The organism is Nocardia sp. NPDC004278 (assembly GCF_053602975.1).
This window is the reverse complement of the sequence record NZ_JBSGEQ010000012.1, coordinates 135671-155213: the sequence shown is the minus strand read 5'-3', so window position 1 is coordinate 155213 and position 19543 is coordinate 135671. Positions and strand designations below refer to the sequence as shown.

The 19543-nt window shown below is 66.9% G+C and carries 18 protein-coding genes; 8 read left to right on the top strand and 10 right to left on the bottom strand.

Going from position 1 to position 19543, the window contains the following annotated elements; genetic code table 11:
- The first annotated feature begins 26 nt into the window (after positions 1-26).
- Positions 27-569, top strand: coding sequence for a GtrA family protein (locus ACWEO2_RS20435; RefSeq protein WP_452406744.1), 543 nt, complete (start codon positions 27-29; stop codon positions 567-569).
- On the opposite strand, the gene ACWEO2_RS20430 is transcribed toward ACWEO2_RS20435, so the two are convergent.
- From ACWEO2_RS20430 to ACWEO2_RS20420, 3 genes are read right to left on the bottom strand one after another with little or no spacing between them, the layout of a single operon-like run.
- Positions 566-1882, bottom strand: a complete 1317-nt coding sequence (locus tag ACWEO2_RS20430) for a sensor histidine kinase (RefSeq protein WP_452406743.1) — start codon at positions 1880-1882, stop codon at positions 566-568. The two genes, ACWEO2_RS20435 and ACWEO2_RS20430, sit on opposite strands and share 4 nt — an antisense overlap.
- An 18-nt stretch (positions 1883-1900) precedes the next feature.
- On the bottom strand, positions 1901-2578 hold the full coding sequence (locus tag ACWEO2_RS20425; protein ID WP_330252467.1) for a response regulator transcription factor: 678 nt from the start codon (positions 2576-2578) through the stop codon (positions 1901-1903).
- Entirely contained in the window at positions 2575-3087 is a 513-nt protein-coding gene (locus tag ACWEO2_RS20420; protein ID WP_355189573.1) for a PH domain-containing protein, read from the bottom strand. Before ACWEO2_RS20420 ends, ACWEO2_RS20425 begins: the two co-directional genes overlap by 4 nt.
- A gap of 307 nt (positions 3088-3394) precedes the next feature.
- On the opposite strand from ACWEO2_RS20420, the gene ACWEO2_RS20415 reads away from it, so the two are divergent.
- Entirely contained in the window at positions 3395-4348 is a 954-nt protein-coding gene (locus ACWEO2_RS20415; RefSeq protein ID WP_452406742.1) for an acyl-ACP desaturase, read from the top strand.
- 103 nt (positions 4349-4451) lie between these two features.
- On the opposite strand, the gene ACWEO2_RS20410 is transcribed toward ACWEO2_RS20415, so the two are convergent.
- Both ACWEO2_RS20410 and ACWEO2_RS20405 read right to left on the bottom strand, forming a co-directional pair.
- A complete protein-coding gene (locus ACWEO2_RS20410; protein WP_452406741.1) occupies positions 4452-5252 on the bottom strand; it encodes a biotin--[acetyl-CoA-carboxylase] ligase in 801 nt (266 codons plus the stop codon).
- 81 nt (positions 5253-5333) lie between these two features.
- A complete protein-coding gene (locus ACWEO2_RS20405) occupies positions 5334-5516 on the bottom strand; it encodes a hypothetical protein (protein WP_452406740.1) in 183 nt (60 codons plus the stop codon).
- A gap of 312 nt (positions 5517-5828) precedes the next feature.
- Here ACWEO2_RS20405 and ACWEO2_RS20400 point away from each other — a divergent pair, with 312 nt between their 5' ends.
- From ACWEO2_RS20400 to ACWEO2_RS20390, 3 genes are all read left to right on the top strand, one after another.
- The gene (locus ACWEO2_RS20400; protein WP_452406739.1) at positions 5829-7469 is read left to right on the top strand and encodes an acyl-CoA carboxylase subunit beta; all 1641 of its coding nucleotides are present in this window, start codon (positions 5829-5831) and stop codon (positions 7467-7469) included.
- Between the two features lie 136 nt (positions 7470-7605).
- The gene (locus ACWEO2_RS20395; RefSeq protein WP_452406738.1) at positions 7606-7935 is read left to right on the top strand and encodes an acyl-CoA carboxylase subunit epsilon; all 330 of its coding nucleotides are present in this window, start codon (positions 7606-7608) and stop codon (positions 7933-7935) included.
- A gap of 4 nt (positions 7936-7939) precedes the next feature.
- Positions 7940-8575, top strand: a complete 636-nt coding sequence (locus ACWEO2_RS20390; RefSeq protein ID WP_452406737.1) for a Maf family protein — start codon at positions 7940-7942, stop codon at positions 8573-8575.
- Here the strand turns inward: ACWEO2_RS20390 and ACWEO2_RS20385 are convergent.
- The gene (locus tag ACWEO2_RS20385; protein ID WP_452406736.1) at positions 8501-9340 is read right to left on the bottom strand and encodes a helix-turn-helix transcriptional regulator; all 840 of its coding nucleotides are present in this window, start codon (positions 9338-9340) and stop codon (positions 8501-8503) included. The two genes, ACWEO2_RS20390 and ACWEO2_RS20385, sit on opposite strands and share 75 nt — an antisense overlap.
- A 167-nt stretch (positions 9341-9507) precedes the next feature.
- Between ACWEO2_RS20385 and ACWEO2_RS20380 the strand changes: the two genes are divergently transcribed.
- The 3 genes from ACWEO2_RS20380 (at position 9508) to ACWEO2_RS20370 (ending at position 13476) form a co-directional block, all read left to right on the top strand.
- Positions 9508-10422 (top strand): sulfurtransferase, encoded by a 915-nt coding sequence (locus ACWEO2_RS20380; RefSeq protein ID WP_452406735.1) that lies wholly within the window; start codon positions 9508-9510, stop codon positions 10420-10422.
- 219 nt (positions 10423-10641) lie between these two features.
- Positions 10642-12447, top strand: coding sequence for an acetyl/propionyl/methylcrotonyl-CoA carboxylase subunit alpha (locus tag ACWEO2_RS20375; RefSeq protein ID WP_452406734.1), 1806 nt, complete (start codon positions 10642-10644; stop codon positions 12445-12447).
- 78 nt (positions 12448-12525) lie between these two features.
- Complete coding sequence (locus tag ACWEO2_RS20370; protein ID WP_452406733.1) at positions 12526-13476, top strand: patatin-like phospholipase family protein; 951 nt, start codon at positions 12526-12528, stop codon at positions 13474-13476.
- A 24-nt stretch (positions 13477-13500) separates the two neighbouring features.
- Here the strand turns inward: ACWEO2_RS20370 and ACWEO2_RS20365 are convergent, their stop codons facing one another.
- The 4 genes from ACWEO2_RS20365 to ACWEO2_RS20350 all read right to left on the bottom strand — a co-directional run bounded on the left by ACWEO2_RS20365 (position 13501) and on the right by ACWEO2_RS20350 (position 19522).
- Positions 13501-15381 carry a protein kinase domain-containing protein gene (locus tag ACWEO2_RS20365; protein ID WP_452406732.1) on the bottom strand — a complete coding sequence of 627 codons (1881 nt, stop codon included), beginning with the start codon at positions 15379-15381 and terminating at the stop codon, positions 13501-13503.
- 196 nt (positions 15382-15577) lie between these two features.
- A complete protein-coding gene (locus ACWEO2_RS20360; RefSeq protein ID WP_452406731.1) occupies positions 15578-15934 on the bottom strand; it encodes a hypothetical protein in 357 nt (118 codons plus the stop codon).
- A 93-nt stretch (positions 15935-16027) separates the two neighbouring features.
- The gene (locus tag ACWEO2_RS20355; RefSeq protein WP_452406730.1) at positions 16028-16678 is read right to left on the bottom strand and encodes a cutinase family protein; all 651 of its coding nucleotides are present in this window, start codon (positions 16676-16678) and stop codon (positions 16028-16030) included.
- Between the two features lie 342 nt (positions 16679-17020).
- Positions 17021-19522, bottom strand: a complete 2502-nt coding sequence (locus ACWEO2_RS20350; RefSeq protein ID WP_452406729.1) for a protein kinase domain-containing protein — start codon at positions 19520-19522, stop codon at positions 17021-17023.
- Positions 19523-19543: the final 21 nt, after the last annotated feature.

Genomic DNA, 19543 nt, shown 5'->3' with positions numbered 1-19543 from the left:
GATTCGTACCGGTACACTCGGGCCTTGTGTCATTCGTCGACGACGTGGTCAACGTCCTCCCCAAACCGCTGCGGGAGATCGCGTACCGCCACCACGAGCTGATCAAATTCGCCATCGTCGGCGCCACCACCTTCATCATCGACTCGGGCATCTTCTACGTGCTCAAGTGGACGGTGCTGGAGACCAAGCCGGTCACCGCGAAGATCATCTCCGGGGTGATCGCGGTCATCTGCTCCTACATCCTCAACCGCGAGTGGTCGTTCAAGAACCGCGGCGGGCGCGAGAAGCATCATGAGGCGCTGCTGTTCTTCGGTGTCAGCGGTGTCGGGGTGGTGCTGAGCTTCATCCCGCTATGGATCTCCAGCTACGTCTTCGACCTGCGCCAACCCGATGTGAGCTTCACCGTCGAGAACATCGCGGACTTCATCAGCGCCTTCATCATCGGCAATCTGCTGCAGATGGCCTTCCGCTACTGGGCGATGCGCCGCTGGGTGTTCCCGGACGAAATCAGTGAGCTGGTCGAGGAGATCGAAGAGATGCTCGAGGAAGAGCAGCTCGGCCGCAGCTAGCGCGGCTCCGGCACCTGCGCGCCATTGGACGTGCGCGGCGGCGACGCACTGGACCCCAGGAACATCGCGAACAGCGCAGGCCGGCGCCGCTGCAACTCCAGCCGCCCACCATCGGCCTCGACGAGCGCCCTGGCCAGGGCCAGCCCGACACCGGTGGAGCCACCCGCCGAGAAGCCGCGATCGAAGATGTGCGGCGCGAGTTCGTCACGCACACCATCGCCCTCATCGGCCACCTCGACCACCACCAGCGGTTCGCGATCGCTGACCGTGCGCACGGTGCGCACCGACACCGTGCAGGTGCCGCCACCGTGCATCAGCGCATTGTCGACCAGCACGGCCAGTGATTCGCGCAGGCGGGATCCGGTGATCGGGGCGCGCAGGGATTCGTCGCCGATCAGTCGCAGTGTGCGGCCCGCCTCGGTGAACGGATGCGACCACTCCTCGACGACACCGCGCAATTCATCCATCACCGGCACCGGATCGCGGTCGGCGGCATCCTCGTCGCGCGAGGCGCGGACCAGATCATCGATGGCATCGGTGAGCCGGTCGACCTGCGCCATCGCCTCCTCGGCCTCGTGTACCACGGCCGGATCGGAGTGCGCGGACAGCTCGTCGAGCCGCAGGCGCACCGCGGTCAGGCGGCTGCGCAGCTGATGCGAAACATCGGCGACCAGCGCGTGCTCGCGCTGCAGCCGCCCGGCGATCTCGACGGTCGCCGAATCGAGCACATCGGAGACCCGGTCCAGTTCGGAGATCCCGTGCCGACGCGGATCCGGCCGGAAGTCGCCCATGGCCAGCCGTGCCGCCCTGGCCGCCACATCACGCAGCGGATCGGCGACCCGGCGCGCGGTGATCATCGCCACCGACACCGCCGCGCCGAGCGAGGCGAGCACCGCGAAGGCCACCACCGCGACGGCCTGGATCTGCATCATATGCATCGGTCCGGACGGAATCTCCAACCGCAGCGAACCCTTTGTGCCCATGGACAGCGATTCGACCAGTGGGTCTTCGACCTCTTCCGCACCGATATCGAGCCGGGACGCATTGTCCTGCGGCGCCGGATAGATGATGGTCAGCCTGCCGTCCTTGGGGATCAGCGGCCGCACCAACCGGGTGTCGAGTTCGCCGAGCACCATGCCGTCACCGCGTTCCTGGGCAATGATCTCGGTGGCGATCCGCTCCAGCCGGTTCTCCAGATCACTGCGGGTGATGTCCTCGACCCATAGCCACGCGGTATAGATCAGCGGAACGCCGAGCACCACCGTGGTGATGGTCAGCACGGTGAGGATCGATCGCAGAATTCTGCGTCTCATATCAGTTGCGCCGCACCATCAGTCGGTGTTCAGACGGAAGCCGACCCCGCGCACGGTGACAATGCGCCGCTCCGCCATCGGGCCCTCGTCGCCGATCTTGCGGCGCAGCCAGGACATGTGCATATCCAAGGTCTTCGAACCGCGCAGTTCGGCGTCGCCCCATACCTCGCGCAGGATCGTCTCGCGCGGGACCACCTGGCCCGCCCGATCGATCAGCACCTTGAGCAATTCGTATTCCTTATTGGCCAAACCGACTTCGACGCCGTTGACCAGCACCCGTCGCGCGGCGGGCTCCAGCCGGATGCCGCCCACCTCGACGGCCTCATCGCCGATTCCACTGCGCCGCAACAACGCTCGCACCCGTGCGAGCAATTCGGCCAGCCGGAACGGTTTGCCGACATAGTCGTCGGCGCCCGCGTCCAACCCGACGACGAAATCCACCTCGTCGGTGCGCGCGGTGAGCATGAGCACGGCCAGATCGGCGCCACGGGCACGGACCTGACGGCATACCTCGAGTCCGTCCATACCGGGCAGGCCGAGATCGAGAATGAGCAGATCGTGATCGCCCTCGAGGGCCCGTTTCAGCACCGCGGGCCCGAAACGCTCGACGGTGACCGAATAGCCCTCGCGCCCCAGCGCACGCGAGAGCGGTGCGGCGATGGCCTCATCGTCTTCGGCCAGCAGTACGGCGGTCATTGACCCAGATTATCGCGCGACTGTTCGAATACCTGGTGGTACAGCAGCGCATGCACCTGCTGCACCTGCGGAATGTCGTCGTATTCGAGCGGTTCCTCCGAAGACGAACCGATGATCAGGGTGCCGGTGCCGAGCAGCCGGTCGAACAGACCGTGGCGGAATTGCACGCTGGAAATCCGGCTCATCGGGATATCGATGCCGGTGTGGGTGAGCACGCCCTGACGGATCAGCACTCGCCGGTCGGTCACGATGAAATGCGTCGACTTCCAGCTGATAACCGGTGCGGCACAACGCCATACGAGGATGCCGAGCCAGACCACGAGCACCACGATCAGCAGCACCGAACGATTCGTGCCCTCGGCCTTGCGCGAGATGAACCCCCCGGCGAATCCGGCCAGCGCGGTGGCGACGATGAGCGTCACAATCGGCCAGAACAGCATTTTCCAATGCGGATGACGATGGAGTATCAACTGCTCGTCCGGGGCGAGCACCTCCTCCGGATAACCCATGACGGAACCCTACCGCGAGAACACGCCCGAAAGCGTGGACAATGACGCGTGCCGTGCTGCACAATCGTCACCTCGCCGCATCGGCGGCTCGAGCCCTTCTCGAGTCGGCTCGAGTTTCGGCACAGGTTCACCTCATACCGTAGCGACTGCTTGCAGATCGCTCGAAACGACCAGCCTCGACCCGACGGCAGCCGCTCGACCCGGCTCTGCCCGTTCGACCAGCTCTCGTTGTGTTCTGCTCAATGCCCTGCCTGTGAAAAGACAAGTCCGGCTTGACAAGACGTCGATAACGACCGCGGAGGCCGCTGTGACCCGAGATCTGACCCAATTGGAAATCCTGACCGAACTCGAACCGGTGGCCGAACAGAATCTCGACCGCCACCTCTCGATGGCCAAGGACTGGCACCCGCACGACTACGTCCCATGGGACGAGGGGCGCAACTTCGCCGCAATGGGCGGTATGGACTGGGCACCGGAGCAGTCCAAGCTGAACGAGGTTGCCAAGGCCGCCATGATCACCAATCTGCTCACCGAGGACAACCTGCCCTCCTATCACCGACTGATCGCCGAGCACTTCTCCCAGGACGGCGCCTGGGGCAGCTGGGTGGGCCGCTGGACGGCCGAGGAGAACCGGCACGGCATCGTCATGCGCGACTACCTCGTGGTCACCCGCGGCGTCGATCCGGTCGCGCTGGAACAGGCCCGCATGACCCATATGACCCGCGGCGTGCCCTCGCCCGAGGGCGGGGCCGGATTCCTGGTGAACGTCGCGTATGTGACGTTCCAGGAGCTCGCCACCCGGGTCAGCCACCGCAATACCGGCAGGGTCTGCGATGACGCCATCGCCGACCGCATGCTGCAGCGCATCGCCGCCGACGAGAACCTGCACATGATCTTCTACCGCAATATGTGCGGCGCAGGCCTGGACCTGGTACCCGATCAGGCCATGGCCGCGATCACCGCGATCCTCACCAACTTCGTCATGCCCGGCTACGGAATGCCGAACTTCCGCCGCAACGGCGCGCTGATGGCCAAACACGGCATCTACGACCTGCGCCAGCACCTCGAAGAGGTGGTACAGCCGGTGCTCAAGAAGTGGAACATCTTCGAGCGCACCGACTTCGGCCCGCGCGGCGAGCAGGCCCGCGAGCAACTCGGCGCATTCCTGGCGAAGCTGGAGAAGGATGTGCTCAGGTTCGAAGAACAGCGCGACCGCCTGCTCGCCAGGGAAGCGGCACGCGGCGTCATGCAGCCTGTCTGATCCGAACATCATGCCCGGCAACAGGTTCCGGCCCAACCAGCCGCACACCCTGTCGGGATCCGCAGTGGCGCTCCATAAGGGTGCGGCGCTCGGTCAGCGCGGATCAGTAGTTGGCGCGCAGATGGGTGACGTCGGCCGCGGACACGGCGTGGTCGCCGATCAGCAGGCGGCCCGCGGTATCGATATCGGTGGCAATGCCCTCGATGGTCTGGCCGCCCGGCAGTTCGGCGCGCACAAGGGCGCCGAGGGTGGCGCACCGGTCGCGGTAGACGCCGATCAGGTCGGTGGTATCCCAACCGGCGTCGCGCCACGCGGTGAAGCGGCGGGCGAATTCGGCCAGCAGTGACTGCACGAGCTCGGTGCGGTCGGTGACCTTCGCACCCGCCAGCGCGAGCGAAGTGGCATGCGGCACCGGCAGTTCCGCCTCGGTGAGATCGACGTTCAGGCCGACCCCGACGACAATGGCGGGTGCCCCACCACCGGAGGCGACTTCGGCCAGGATGCCCGCGACTTTGCGGCCATCGATCAGCACATCGTTGGGCCACTTCAGATTCGCGTCCACACCGGCGCTCGCTCGCAGTGCGTCCACTACCGCGACGCCGGTGAGCAGTGGCAGCCAGCCGAGCGCCGACGGCTCGATGCCGCGCAGCCGCACCAACAGCGACATCGCTATCTGTGCGCGCGGCGGGCTGATCCAGGTCCTGGCATGCCGCCCGCGGCCCTGCTCTTGGGTTTCCGCGAGCAGAACCGCGCGATCGGCTTCGGCATCCCCGGCCCGGGCGATCAGGTCCGCATTGGTGGACCCGGTCGACTCCACCACCTCGATGTGAGAGAAGAACGACAGCTCGGGCAACTCGATGAGACTGCGCCGCAACTGCTCTGCATCCAATGGTGGCCTGTGCACACCGGCAGGTTACTCGGTACGCACCGACCTGCCGCGATAGGTCGACGCCGTCGTTATCGCGGCAGGTCGCGAGGGTCGTAGCTATCCGCAGAGGACGTATTCGACAGACTCCGCCATGGCGGGGCTCTCCTCCGCCGTGGCGGATTCGGTGGCCTCAGCCCGGTGCTCCGGCTCGACCACGGTCGGTTCGGTGCGCACGGTCTGCCAACTGGTCCAGGACGCCGCCGACGCGTATTCGGCGGTCCTTCGACTCCACTCCCACATGTTTCCCTCCCCTCGGTCAGTTCAGTGCGGCTCAGGTCGCCATGCGCGCGGCGCGCGCTCGCCTCCGATCGAACATTTCTCGGACCTCCCCTCGGTCGAATTACTGACGCCCCCAGGCTATCTGGGCACGAGAACGACCCGCCACCGATTTTCGCGGCGCCGGACACTTCACAAGCCCGCCCCGGTTCGCCGATCAACCAGGAAGTTTGTCGCCATTCGCATACCGGAACATGATCTAGCTGGGGTTTTTTACTCACCGGTAAGCGACACTCGGTTAGAGCGAAGCACTGGCACTGGTTACACTCCGGAGCCATGACGAGTGTCCAGCAGCAGCCCGCATCGGAATCGGCGGGCACCCCCGATATCCACACCACCGCTGGGAAGCTGGCTGACCTGCGCAATCGGCTGGAAGAAGCGCAGCACCCCATGGGTGAGGCCGCGGTCGACAAGGTGCACGCCAAGGGCAAGATGACCGCCCGCGAGCGCATCCTCGCACTGCTGGACGAGGGCTCTTTCGTCGAGCTCGACGCACTGGCCCGCCACCGCAGCGTGAACTTCGGCCTGGAGAGCAACCGGCCGCTCGGCGATGGTGTGGTGACCGGCTACGGCACCATCGACGGCCGCGACGTCTGCATCTTCAGCCAGGACGTTACGGTCTTCGGCGGCAGCCTCGGCGAGGTCTACGGCGAGAAGATCGTCAAGGTGATGGACCTGGCACTCAAGACCGGCCGGCCGCTGATCGGCATCAACGAGGGTGCGGGCGCGCGCATCCAGGAGGGCGTCGTCTCGCTCGGCCTCTACGGCGAGATCTTCCACCGCAACATCCAGGCCTCGGGCGTCATCCCGCAGATCTCGCTGATCATGGGCCCGGCCGCCGGTGGCCATGTCTACTCCCCCGCGCTGACCGACTTCGTCGTCATGGTCGACGGCACCAGCCAGATGTTCGTCACCGGCCCGGATGTCATCAAGACGGTCACCGGCGAGGACGTCACCATGGAGGACCTGGGTGGCGCGCACACGCATATGACGAAATCCGGTGTCGCACACTATGTCGCCTCCGGTGAGCAGGACGCCCTCGATTACGTCAAGGACCTGCTGAGCTACCTGCCGAGCAATAACCGTGCCGAGGCGCCGCGCTTCCCGGCCACCGATCCGATCACCGGCGCCATCGAGGATTCGCTCACCGAGGAAGACCTCGAGCTGGACACGATCATCCCGGATTCGCCGAACCAGCCCTATGACATGCACGAGGTCATCCGTCGCCTGCTCGACGACGACGAATTCCTCGAGGTGCAGGCCGAGCGCGCGATGAACATCATCGTCGGCTTCGGTCGGGTCGACGGCCGCAGCGTCGGCATCGTCGCCAACCAGCCCACCCAGTTCGCGGGCTGCCTCGATATCGACGCCTCGGAGAAGGCCGCGCGCTTCGTGCGCACCTGCGACGCCTTCAACGTCCCGATCATCACCCTGGTGGACGTCCCTGGCTTCCTGCCCGGCACCGGCCAGGAGTACAACGGCATCATCCGGCGCGGCGCGAAGCTGCTCTACGCCTACGGTGAGGCCACTGTGGGCAAAATCACCATCATCACCCGCAAGGCCTACGGCGGCGCCTATGACGTCATGGGTTCCAAGCACATGGGCGCCGATGTGAACCTGGCGTGGCCGACCGCCCAGATCGCCGTCATGGGCGCCTCGGGCGCGGTCGGGTTCGTCTACCGCAAGCAGCTGCAAGAGGCCGCGAAGAGCGGAAACGATGTGGATGCACTGCGCCTGGAGTTGCAGAACGAGTACGAGGACACCCTGGTGAACCCCTACGTCGCCGCCGAGCGCGGCTACGTGGACGCGGTCATTCCGCCCTCGCACACCCGTGGCCAGATCGTCTCGGCACTGCGCCTGCTCGAGCGCAAGATGGTGACGCTGCCGCCGAAGAAGCACGGCAACATACCGCTGTGATCAAGCGATAGCCTCGATGGGCCGCGCACACTGGTTGTAGAGACACAATGAGTGAATTCGACGATGATGGTCGCTTGCTCCACATGACATCGCGTTGGGCATGGGCTCGATCGATATAGAGAGAGGATCTGGCACTGTGACGACCGTGGCAGAAGAAGACGTGTTGACCGCCGCCGAACTGGATCTCACAGTCGACCCGATCGCGGACGTGGTCGAGGTGGTCGCACCCGCGACGAACCCGGCCGCCGAGGCGACCGAGCAACCGTTCATTCGAGTCATCAAGGGCGCGCCGTCCGATGAGGAAGTCGCGGCGCTCGTCTGCGTGCTGTCGGCGGCCGCGAATAGCGGCAGCGGAAGCCGACCTAACGGTCCGTCCGACACCTGGGGTCGCCCGACGCTGATGCACCGCGGCACCTCGCCGTTCTCCCCGTACGCGTTCCCACAGCTGTCACACCTGCGCGACTGATCGGATGACGAGACTCGTTCTCGCCTCCGCCTCGCCCGCCCGTCGCGAGGTGCTGCGCTCGGCGGGCATCGACCCCGTCGTCCGTATCTCCGATGTCGACGAGGACGCCGTTGCCGCGGCACTGCCGCCCGGCACGGCACCCGAGGTCGTCGTAGTCGAGCTGGCGCGGGCCAAGGCCAGGGCGGTGGCGGCGACAATTCCGGACTTCGCCGCGGATTGCGTTGTGGTCGGCTGCGATTCGATGCTGCTGGTCGACGGCGAATTACAGGGCAAGCCCCACACGCCCGAGGTGGCGCGCTCGCGCTGGGCCGAAATGGCCGGGCGCAGTGCCGATCTCATCACCGGCCACTGCGTACTGCGGCTGCGGGACGGCGAGGTCATCGCCGAATCCGTCGATTGCAGTTCCACCACAGTGCACTTCGCCAAACCCGACCCCGAAGAGCTGGACGCCTACATCGCGACCGGCGAGCCCTTGCAGGTGGCTGGCGCGTTCACACTCGACGGCATGGGCGGTTGGTTCGTCGATCGCATCGATGGCGATCCGTCGAGCGTTATCGGAATCGGATTACCACTGCTGCGCCGACTGCTTGGCGACGTTGGGATCGGCATTGCGCAGCTGTGGAGCCATTCGGCCCGCTGACGGCGGCGCGATCCGCGGCTCGCCGGGGGCCATCCGCGGCTCCGCCCCGGACTCCGCGCCGATCGATACCGGCGCCACCTCGCGGTCGTGCTCCGGCTCCCGCAGCACGCCCTGGTTGCGCCGGGCGTCGTGGGCGATGAGCTCCAAACGGACCAGACAGAGCTCCGGCTCGACGAACGGGTGCAGCCGGACATTCACCTCGCCGCGCGCGCCATTGCGGTCGAGAACTTCCTTGATCAGGCCCAGATGCACACCGCACACCACTTCGGAGTGGGTGCGTGCGAGTTCACGCAGCGGGCAGGCGGTCAGCCGGACCAGCACCTGATCATTGGTCTCGGCGGCCGGATCGCGCTCCGGGGCGAAGCCGAGCTCGGAGAGCAGCGTGATGGTGACGTCCTTGGCGTCCTCCAGCGATTCGACCGCGTGATCGCCCGCATCGAGCTTGGCGCCCCAGGCGCGTCCGGCGGCGACGGCCGCCTCGGAGCGGCGCCGTGGATCGGGGCCGAGTTGATCGGCTAGTACCTGGGCCAGCTCCTGATAACCGACCGATCGCTGGACAGCGCTATAGCCGATGCGCGGGCGGCCGCGGCCGCGCGGGGGCTGCTGGAACTGCCGCACCAGCGATTCCCTGGTGAGTACATCCAGATGGAATCGAACAGTGGTGACGTGCTGTCCAGTGATTCTGGCCAGTTCTTGGGCATCGAGAGGTTCGCTGGCGCCACGTAGGATCGCGAGCAGTCGACGCCTCGGCCAAGAATCGGACATAGCTCACCCCTCCTCCCGGGAGACTTTATCGGATGAGGGTGCGATTTATTCGCCCATTCAGCCGATTTGTGATCTGAAACGAGTTTCCCAAACGCCTCACACCTAACATCGCTGTGAGACCCGAATCGCTATAACCACCCGTCTACCTCGTGTGAAGGACCCATATCGTGCCCGTTGCCCCGGACCCTCGTCCCGCTTTCGGTTCTTACGCACATCCTCACCGACTAGTAACCACAGAGTGGCTGTCGGCAAACATCGGCGCGCCGGGACTGAAGATCATCGAATCCAATGAGGACATACTGCTCTATGACATAGGGCATGTTCCAGGCGCCACCAAGATCGATTGGCGGGGCGACCTGAATGATGCGGTTACGCGTGACTATATCGACGGGGCCCGGTTCACCGAGTTGATGCGCGCCAAGGGCATCGAGCGCGACGATACCGTGGTGATCTACGGCGATCGCGGCAACGCGCAGGCAGCGCACGCCTGCTGGGTCTTCACCCTGTTCGGGCATCCGGATGTGCGGCTACTCGACGGTGGCCGGGACGCGTGGATCTCCGAGGCGCGCGATACCACTTTCGACCCGCCCTATCTCACCCGCAGCGAGTATCCGCTCGTCAGTCGCGACGACGCCACCGTGCGCGCGTTCCGCGAGGACGTGCTCGCGCATCTCGGCAGACCGCTGATCGACGTGCGCTCCCCCGAGGAGTACTCCGGTGAGCTGATCCAGCCGCCGATCAATCCCGAGGATGCGGCATTGCGCGGCGGGCATATTCCTACCGCGGTCAACATCGCGTGGACCGAGGCCTTCCACAGTGACGGCCGCTTCCGTTCCCGCGCCGAATTGGACGAGATCTACGGTGCGCTGGCGACCGCCGACGATCTGGTGGTCTACAGCCGGGTCGGCGAGCGATCCAGCCATACCTGGTTCGTCCTGACCTATCTGCTCGGCCTCGACGGCGTGCGCAATTACGATGGCTCCTGGACCGAATGGGGCAACTCGGTGCGCATGCCGATTGCCAAGGGGTATGAACCCGGCGACGCACCCGCGGGCAGTGCCCGCAAGGTACGCGCCAGGTAGTCCCGATTCGCCTCCGGCGCACCTGATCACCGAATCCGATCCGCGGATTCGCGACCTACCTCCCCCGGCCCCACGCCGCCGCCGACGAGGTGTGATCCACGACCTACTGTTGAGTAGGGCTATCCGAGTTCGGGCTCTGTTGGCAGACTGCCTACACTCGCCCCAGACGTAAGTTTGTCGACCACGGGGCGACCAAAAAGATTGCTAACAGGAGGCTCAGTGCCCAGCCATGCCAGCGCGCGGATATCGAAGGTACTCGTAGCTAACCGAGGCGAGATCGCCGTTCGCGTGATCCGGGCGGCCAAGGATGCCGGTATCGGCAGCGTCGCGGTATACGCGGAGCCCGATGCCGATGCCCCATTCGTGAAGCTCGCCGACGAGGCCTTTGCCCTGGGTGGTCAGACCTCGGCCGAGTCGTACCTCGTATTCGACAAGATCCTCGACGCCGCGGCCAAGTCCGGCGCCGACGCCATCCACCCCGGCTACGGATTCCTTTCCGAGAACGCCGACTTCGCCCAGGCCGTCATCGACGCCGGGCTGATCTGGATCGGCCCGTCCCCGCAGTCCATCCGCGACCTCGGTGACAAGGTCACCGCGCGCCACATCGCCGAGCGCGCCAAGGCGCCGATGGCCGCTGGCACCAAGGATCCGGTCAAGAACGCGGCCGAAGTGGTCGAGTTCGCCAAGGAGTACGGCGTACCGGTCGCGATCAAGGCCGCCTTCGGTGGTGGTGGCCGCGGCATGAAGGTCGCGCACTCCATCGAGGAGATTCCGGAGCTGTTCGAATCGGCGACCCGGGAGGCGATTGCCGCCTTCGGTCGCGGCGAATGCTTCGTCGAGCAGTACCTGGACAAGGCTCGCCACGTCGAGGCACAGGTCATCGCCGACAAGCACGGCAACGTTGTGGTGGCGGGCACCCGTGACTGCTCGCTGCAGCGCCGGTTCCAGAAGCTGGTCGAGGAGGCGCCCGCGCCGTTCCTCACCGACGATCAGCGCGCGCGCATCCACGCTTCGGCCAAGGCCATCTGCCGGGAGGCCGGTTACTACGGCGCTGGCACCGTGGAGTACCTGGTGCAGGGCGACACCGTGTCGTTCCTCGAGGTGAACACCCGCCTGCAGGTCGAGCACCCGGTCACCGAGGAGACCGCGGGCATCGACCTGGTGCGTCAGCAGTTCCGCATTGCCGAGGGCCACGCGCTGGAGATCACCGAGGATCCGACGCCGCGCGGGCACTCCTTCGAATTCCGGATCAACGGTGAGGATGCCGGTCGTGGCTTCCTGCCCGCCCCCGGCCCGGTCGCGGTCTACTCCGAGCCGAGCGGTCCCGGTGTGCGCGTCGACTCCGGTGTGGTGCAGGGCAGCGTGATCGGCGGTCAGTTCGACTCGATGCTGGCCAAGCTGATCGTCACCGGCGAGAACCGTGAGCAGGCGCTGCAGCGGGCCCGGCGCGCGCTGGCCGAATTCCACGTCGAGGGGCTGGCCACGGTCATCCCGTTCCACCGCGCGATCGTCGAGGATCCGGCGTTCATCGGTGACGGCGAGAAGTTCGACGTCTACACCAAGTGGATCGAAACCGAGTGGGTCAACAACGTCGAGCCGTACACCCCGGCCGGTGTCACCGAGACCGAGGACGAGGAACTGCCGCGGCAGAAGGTCGTCGTCGAGGTCGGTGGGCGTCGGGTCGAGGTGTCGCTGCCCGGTAGCTTCACCGTCGGCGCGGGTGCCGCGGGTGCGGGCGGCAATGGCGCCGGAGTGATCCGCAAGAAGCCCAAGCCGCGCAAGCGCGGCGGCGCCGGTGCCGGTGCGGCCTCCGGTGACGCGGTCACCGCGCCGATGCAGGGCACCGTGGTGAAGGTCGCGGTCGAGGAGGGCCAGTCCGTCGAGGCGGGCGATCTGATCGTGGTGCTCGAGGCCATGAAGATGGAGAACCCGGTCAACGCGCACAAGGCGGGTGTGGTCACCGGACTGTCCGTCGAGGCCGGTGCGGCCATCACCCAGGGCACCGTGCTCGCCGAGATCAAATAAGTAAACAGCTGGCGAAGACCGTTTCGGAGCGGGCGCGCGACGACGACGTCCGCGCCCGCTCTGTCGTATCGTGGTCCGGTGACCAGCTCTGCCGTCGTGCCCACCGCCGCGGACGTCATCCGCGGCCGACGTGAATCAGCAAGCCGCGCCGACGGATATCGCCTCGCCCTGGTCATCGAGGGCGGTGGCAGCCGGGGCGTGTACTCCAGCGGAATGGTGCTTGCGCTAGAGGAACTCGGGCTGGCCTCGATCTTCGACGCCGTGTACGGCACTTCGGCGGGCGCGATCAATGGCGCGTGGTTCCTGTCCGGGCGAGCGTTGTCCGGCATGCGCGCCTGGACCGATCCGGTGATCATGCGGCGCGCGGTCGATCCGGCTCGGCTGCTGCGCGGACGTCCCGCCTTCGACCTGGACTACCTGGTGCACCAGGTGTACGACGGCATCGAGCCGATGGACTTTCCGGCGATTCTGGCCAACGCCACCACCTTTCACCCGATCGGCACCGATATCCGCTCCGGGCGCGCGGTCGACCTGCACCATCACATCATCGATAAACGCACCCTGATGACCGCGCTGCGGGCTTCAGCGGGGCTGCCGATACTCGCGGGACCGCCGGTGCCACTGGGCGATGCCGAGTACCTCGACGGCGGGCTCGCCGAAACCGTGCCTATTCGCACCGCGGTTCGCGACGGTGCGACGCATGCGCTGGTGCTGCGCACCCGACGCACCGATGAACAGCGCCCGCCCGCCTCCCGTTTGCATCGGGTCGTCGGGGGCGGCTATCTGCGCGTGCGCGCCCCCGGGGCCTACCGTGCGTGGCTCCAGCGGCCGCACCAGCAGTCCATCGAGGACCGCTTCCTCGCGGGTCTCGGGGATGCGGCGCTCCAGATCCACCCACCCCTCGGCTCCCCGAATATCGACAGCGCGGCACGCGATACCGCCTTGCTGGCCGAGGCACTGACCATTGGACGTCAGGCCGTGCATGCGTCGATGGCGGCGCTGGTCGATTCGGCCGACCGCGCGCGCTGAACGCTGACCAGCTTGTGGCACAGGTCAACTCAGGTGGACGGTGACGCCGTTGGAGAGCATGAAGTCGTGTAGTTCGAGCTGGCTCGGGGTGGCGTCCGTTGGGACGTCGAAGACCAGTTGGGTGGTGGCGGACTGGCCGGGCTGGAGTTCGAAGGAGTAGTTGTAGCGGCGTTGGGTGTTCTGCCACATGCTCGCGATGGCATTGTGGTCGACCTGGCGGCCCTGGGTATCGACGAGACGTTGTCCGACGGGCAGGAACCACTTCGGCTCGTCGGAGATATTGCGCACGGCGACCGTGACGACGGAGTAGGTACCGCCCGCATTCTGCAGCCCGATCCGCGAAATCCCGGAATCGACCGCGGTGACCACGAATTCGAATTTGCCATCCCGCACCGGGGTATTCAGGCCGGAGAACCCGGGAGCGGGCGGTTCGGCCGATTGCGCGGTACCACCATCGCGCACGGCGGCGGACGGATCGGCCGTGCGCGGACCGCCGCCACTGCCGGTATTGCCGAATGCGACCAGCGCCGCACACCCAGCCGCCAGCATGAAGGGGGTCAGAAACATGACGACGAGCGCGCCGATCACCCTGGATAGGAAGGACTTACGCCGTGGCCGACGCCGTGCGACCCGGCGCGCGGGCGGGGCGATCCAGGGACGGCGCTGCGAGACCGTCCAGCGGGGAGCCACCGGGATGCGCGCGGCCCGCTTCGGTTGCGCCACCGCCCGTTCGGCCGCCGACGGCGGACGGACGTGCGATCTCGGCGGTACCGCTGCACGTTGCGGCGACCACGGCGAATTCTGTTGCGGCGCAGCACTTCCCACTGAGGCAAAAGGTGGAGCTGGGTCCAACCGCGTCGCCACCAGCGTCGGCGTCGGACCGGGTTCCGGCAACACCTTGGTCGCCGCAAGCGGCTTCGGCGATGACTTGACCAGCGGCACCGGAGATGGCGCCGATGACATCGGCGCGCGCGTCTCCACCCGCGTCGGACTCGGCTGGTGATCCGCCAGTTGCTGCGGTACCGCAGCGTGCGCGGTCGAGGGTGTTGCCGGTTCCGCCCTTGACGATTGTGGGGCGGAATCGTTCGGCACGCGGGACAGTGCGGTTGCCGCATATGCCGCGGCGGCGAACTCGCGTGCCGTCGGATAGCGCGCGGCCTGATCCTTGGCCATGCCGCGGGCGATGACTGTGTCCAATTCCGCTGGTACCGCTGGGTTTACCGTCGACGCGTGGGGTGGGGCGGTCATCAGGTGGCCGTGCATTTGGCGGGCCGGGTCGGTGTCGCCGTAGGGGCGGCGGCCGGTCAGGCATTCGTAGAGGACGCAGGCAAGTGAGTAGACGTCGGAGCGGGCGTCGACGGTGCCATTGAAGCGCTCTGGCGCCATATAGGCCCAGCTGCCGATGGCCATTCCGGTGGCGGTGACGGACGTCTGGCCCAGGCTCCGGGCAATGCCGAAGTCGATGAGATACGCGTGCCCCCCGGTGCCGATCAGGATGTTCGACGGTTTGACGTCACGGTGGATCAGCCCGGCCCGATGCGCGGCATCCAGACCCGAGGCCACCTGCGTCACGAAGTCCGCGGCCGCGGTGGGTGTCAATGTGCCGACCCTGGTCAGCATTTCGGCCAGGTCGATGCCATCGATGTACTCCATATCGATGAACAACCGGCCGTCGAGCTCCCCGAACCCGTAAATTTTCACGATATTCGGATGCCGCAGACTCGACCCGAGCCGCGCCTCCCGCTCGAACCGCTGCCGATACTCCGCATCGGTGGCCACCTGCTCGGCCAACACCTTCAGCGCAACCGTGCGCCCGGTGTCGGTATCACACGCCAGCCATACCGCCCCCATACCGCCCCGCCCGAGCAATCGGTCGAGCCGGTACTTTCCGAACTGTTCCCCCATCACTGACCTCCCGGTGGCCGCGCCGTTGCGGAGTGGGGCGGCAACCCGATCGAAACCGCATCGCCCGAACCTATCCCGACCCTAGCCCCGCCCCTCCCCCTCGAACAGTGTGACTTCCCCTACGTACTCCTACTCAGGAGACACCCCAGACCTCGACGCAACTGTCCCTCGAGCAATCCGGTCCCCGAGCTGCTGGCTAATCAACCTCGTTCAGGCGCACACTGACGCTGACACGGCCCTTATCGTCGCGTCGTGCGACGGCGTGCCCGGATCGTTCGACGCCGTCCAGCCGAAGCGAGATGGGGCCGCCCGCGCCGAGAAAGTTGCGCCACCACGTCTTCTGGTCCGGCAGGGCCACAGCGATGGTGATCTCGTCGCCAGCGCGTCGAAAGCTCACCGGTGTGCTGATGGTGCGCCCCGAACGTCGGCCGACATAGGTGGCCTCAGTGATCGACCGGCCCAGCCGAGGTCCGATCCACGGTGCCTTGGTCAACGCCATGACCCCCGCGTTGAACCCACGCGCAACCGGTCCCAGCACCGCTTTGAGTTCCATCGAATCTCCTGATCATCGAATGAGCATCGAGCACCAAACTAGCGAACTCGGGCAGCGATGGCCGCATACGCCTCATGCAGAGCAGGAAGGATGCTAGAGGTGCGCGGCGCTGAATCCCACTGCGGCGCCGATGAAATCCTCGTAGCGGGCGTGCGCAGTGGGGTCGACTCCCCCTCCGCAGACCGGGTCACCGGCCACACAGAAATCGGCGGTGCGGTTCAGGTACTGGTCGGGAACGCTCGACCCGAGCAGGCGCAGCGGGTCACCGAAGAGCAGTACTACGGCCACGCGGCCGACGAGATCACCGGGCAGCTGCACCACGCCCGGCAGTCCGGCGACGATACCGGTGCCGAGTGCGGCGTGTACCACGCCCGCGCCCAGCGAGTAGCCAGCCAGGATGAACTCTTCGTTCGGACATGCCGCGGCCTGATCGGCGACGTGCGCGACCAGATCGGCGCTACCGGTACTCACGGACGACAGATCCGTCGGATTCGCAGGGTAGTTCACCGGATATGCCTGCACGCTCATCGGCAGCACCGCCCGCATCGCGGCGTACAGCCGATCACCGACGAAGGTTCCGAGATACCCGGGTTCCTGAGTTCCCCTGGCCACCACCAGGTCCACCGCCGCACACGATTGTGCCGCCGCGTGCGGAGCGAACAGGACGCTAGCTGCGACCAGCAAGACCGCGAATGCCGATGCCATCCGCCAATTCTTGAACGGACCCACCTTTCGGTCGCCCATCTTCCTCACCTCTCACGCCGTTGTGAGAAGTGCTTCCTCAGCCCGCACGTCACTGTGCGGCGCCGAGTGACACTTGTCAGAGACAAATAACAATGTACTCCGCTACGAGGGATGGTGCCGGCGACCGCCACCCGCGCTCGAGCCCACCAAACGCGGCAGGACCAGGGCGCACCCGGCCGCTCGTTCCGGTATGTACAGATGGTCCGGCCACCAACCGGGATGCCCCTGGCCGGGCCGGTCCACCGCGATGGGTGCCCCGTCCAGTGCCAGCGCCATTACTCCGGCTCATCGCCACTGAGCGAAAGATCCACTGCCCCAAGCCAAGTGTTCGCCTGGCGACGCCTACTTACCCGGCTTGAAACGGTTGCCGTGACCGGGCTTGCCATTGTTCGGCTTATCGTCGGCCGAATCGCTGTTGCCCGAGTTGCCGGGTGCAGCTGGGCCGGAGGCCGATTGCCCGGCGTCGGGTTTCGGGCTGCCCTCAGCAGGCTGCGTCGGGATCCAGGTCGCTACATGGCCACCTATGGAACGACACGTGAGCGGGGTGCCGTCACCGGCGACGGCATTGCCGTCCACATCGGGATTGCACGGCTGTTCGGCGACCGGGATCGACGCGTTGGGCGCCGCCGCATGGGCCGACTCGGCCGGGGCCGATCCCAGTGCCGGGCCGGGATGCGACGGCGTCGCCCGGGCGGATGACGGTGCCGCCGATGTTGTTTCGGCTCCTCCGGGCCGCCCCAGCCAGAGCGCAACTCCGATCAGGGCGACAAGCGCCGCGATGGCGGCAGCCGCATGCCCCGGCCCGACTATCCACTCGCCCTCGCGATCGCCCCACGGCTCGGTGTCCCGCCCCCGCGCACCCGCACCCCCGCCACCCCGTTTCCGCGCACCTACATCCCCTGCTTCCGCCCCACCCCACTCGACCACACCCCGCGACCCAACCGCACCCGAACCCCGCTCCGCCACAGCAGCCTTCGGCGATTCGCCCCCACCCGCACCGAGCGCCCCAACCGCACCCACACTCAGCAAGCCCACCGGCTCCACACCCCGCGAGCCGACTGCGTCTACACCTCGCGACCCGGCCGCACCCGCACTCCAAGACTCGACCGCACCCCCATCCGGCGCCTCAACCACCCCCTGCACCCGCGACTCAACCGCCCCCAGCACCCGCGACTCAACCGCCCCCAGCACCCGCGACTCAACCGCCCCCAGCACCCGCGACTCAACCGCCCCCAGCACCCGCGACTCGACCACACCCACATCCCGCGACCCCACCGCCGCCACTCTCGGCGACTCCGCTGCACTCGTGCCCCACGCCCCAACTGCGGCCGCGCCCGGTGACCCCACCGCGCACCGTGACGCGGACACAGGCACACTCGGCAACCCAGCCGGGTGCTGCCCCCGCGACCCGACCGCCGCCGCACCCGGCGACCCAACCTGAGCCCTGCCTTGCGGCCCCACCACCGATGCATCCGGCGACCCGACCGCAGCCGCACTGGGCGACCCAACCGCCCACCGCGACTCGGACACAGGCAAACCCAGCAACCCGGCCGCGCTCAGACCCCACGACTCGACCACACCCGCAGCCCGCGACCCAGCCGCGTCCCCGCCCGGCCACCCGACGCCCCCAGCGCCCAGCACCCCGACGGCGCTCGTGCTCTGTGCCGCACCCGAGTACCGCGGCTCCACTGCAGCCGCACCCAACGACTCGTCCCCACCTGCCCACTGCGGCTCGGACACAGACACACCCCGGGTCCCGACCGCGGCCGCACCCTGCGCATCCATCGGATCCGTGCCCGGCGACTCCATCGCGACCCCACCCAGCGACTCCACCCCACCCGCACGCCGCGTGTCGGGCTCGGCTGCCCCCAGCGACTCCACCCCGCTCACACACCGCGACCCGAACTCACCCCCACCCGACGACTCCGCCCCGCAGGCATCCCGCGCCCGGGCAACATCCCCCTGCCACCCATCGGGCAGCGGGCATGTAATGGACATAGTCCGCGCTGCGATTTCCACGGTCGATGCCTCGTGACCCGTTACCGCGGCATAGGCGGCGGATGCGAATTCGCCTGCGCTGGACCAGCGTTGACCAGGGTCCTTGGCCATGGCTCGGGCGATGGCGGCATCGAGAGCAGGAGGCACAGCGGGATTCAGGGCGGCGGCGCGGGGTGGATCGGCGAGCAGGTGGGCGTGGAATTGCTGCGGCGAATCGATATTGCCGAAAGGTCGTTCGCCGGTGAGGCATTCGTGCAGGACGCAGGCCAGTGAGTATTGGTCGGCGCGGGCGTCGGTGATGCCGCTGAAGCGCTCCGGCGCCATATACGCCAGGGTGCCGACCACATTGCCGTGCGATGTGATGGCTGGCTGATCGATCCGCTGCGCAATGCCGAAATCGATCAGTCGGACGAAACCGCAGGGACTGACCATGATGTTGGATGGTTTGACGTCGCGGTGCACCAACCCCGCCCGGTGGGCGGTATCGAGTGCCATCGCGGTCTGTCCGATGATCGCCACCGCCATGGCCGGGGACATCGGCCCGTCGCGACGCAGCAGGGCGGCGACGTCGGTGCCCTCGATGAACTCCATGTCGATATATAGGCGGCCGTCGAGTTCGCCGAAGTTGTGGATCGGCACCATATGTGGCCCAGGAGCGTGGGCCGCCAGGCGGGCCTCCCTGGTGAACCGCAGCCGATAGGTCGGATCCGCGGCGTGCGTCGCGGCCAGCACCTTCAGCGCCACATCACGGTCGGCGACGGTATCGCGAGCGAGCCAGACCTGCCCGGTACCGCCGCTGCCGAGCAACCGGTCGAGGCGGTAGTGACCGAACCGCGTCTCGCCCATTCGAAACCTCCCGATAGCCTT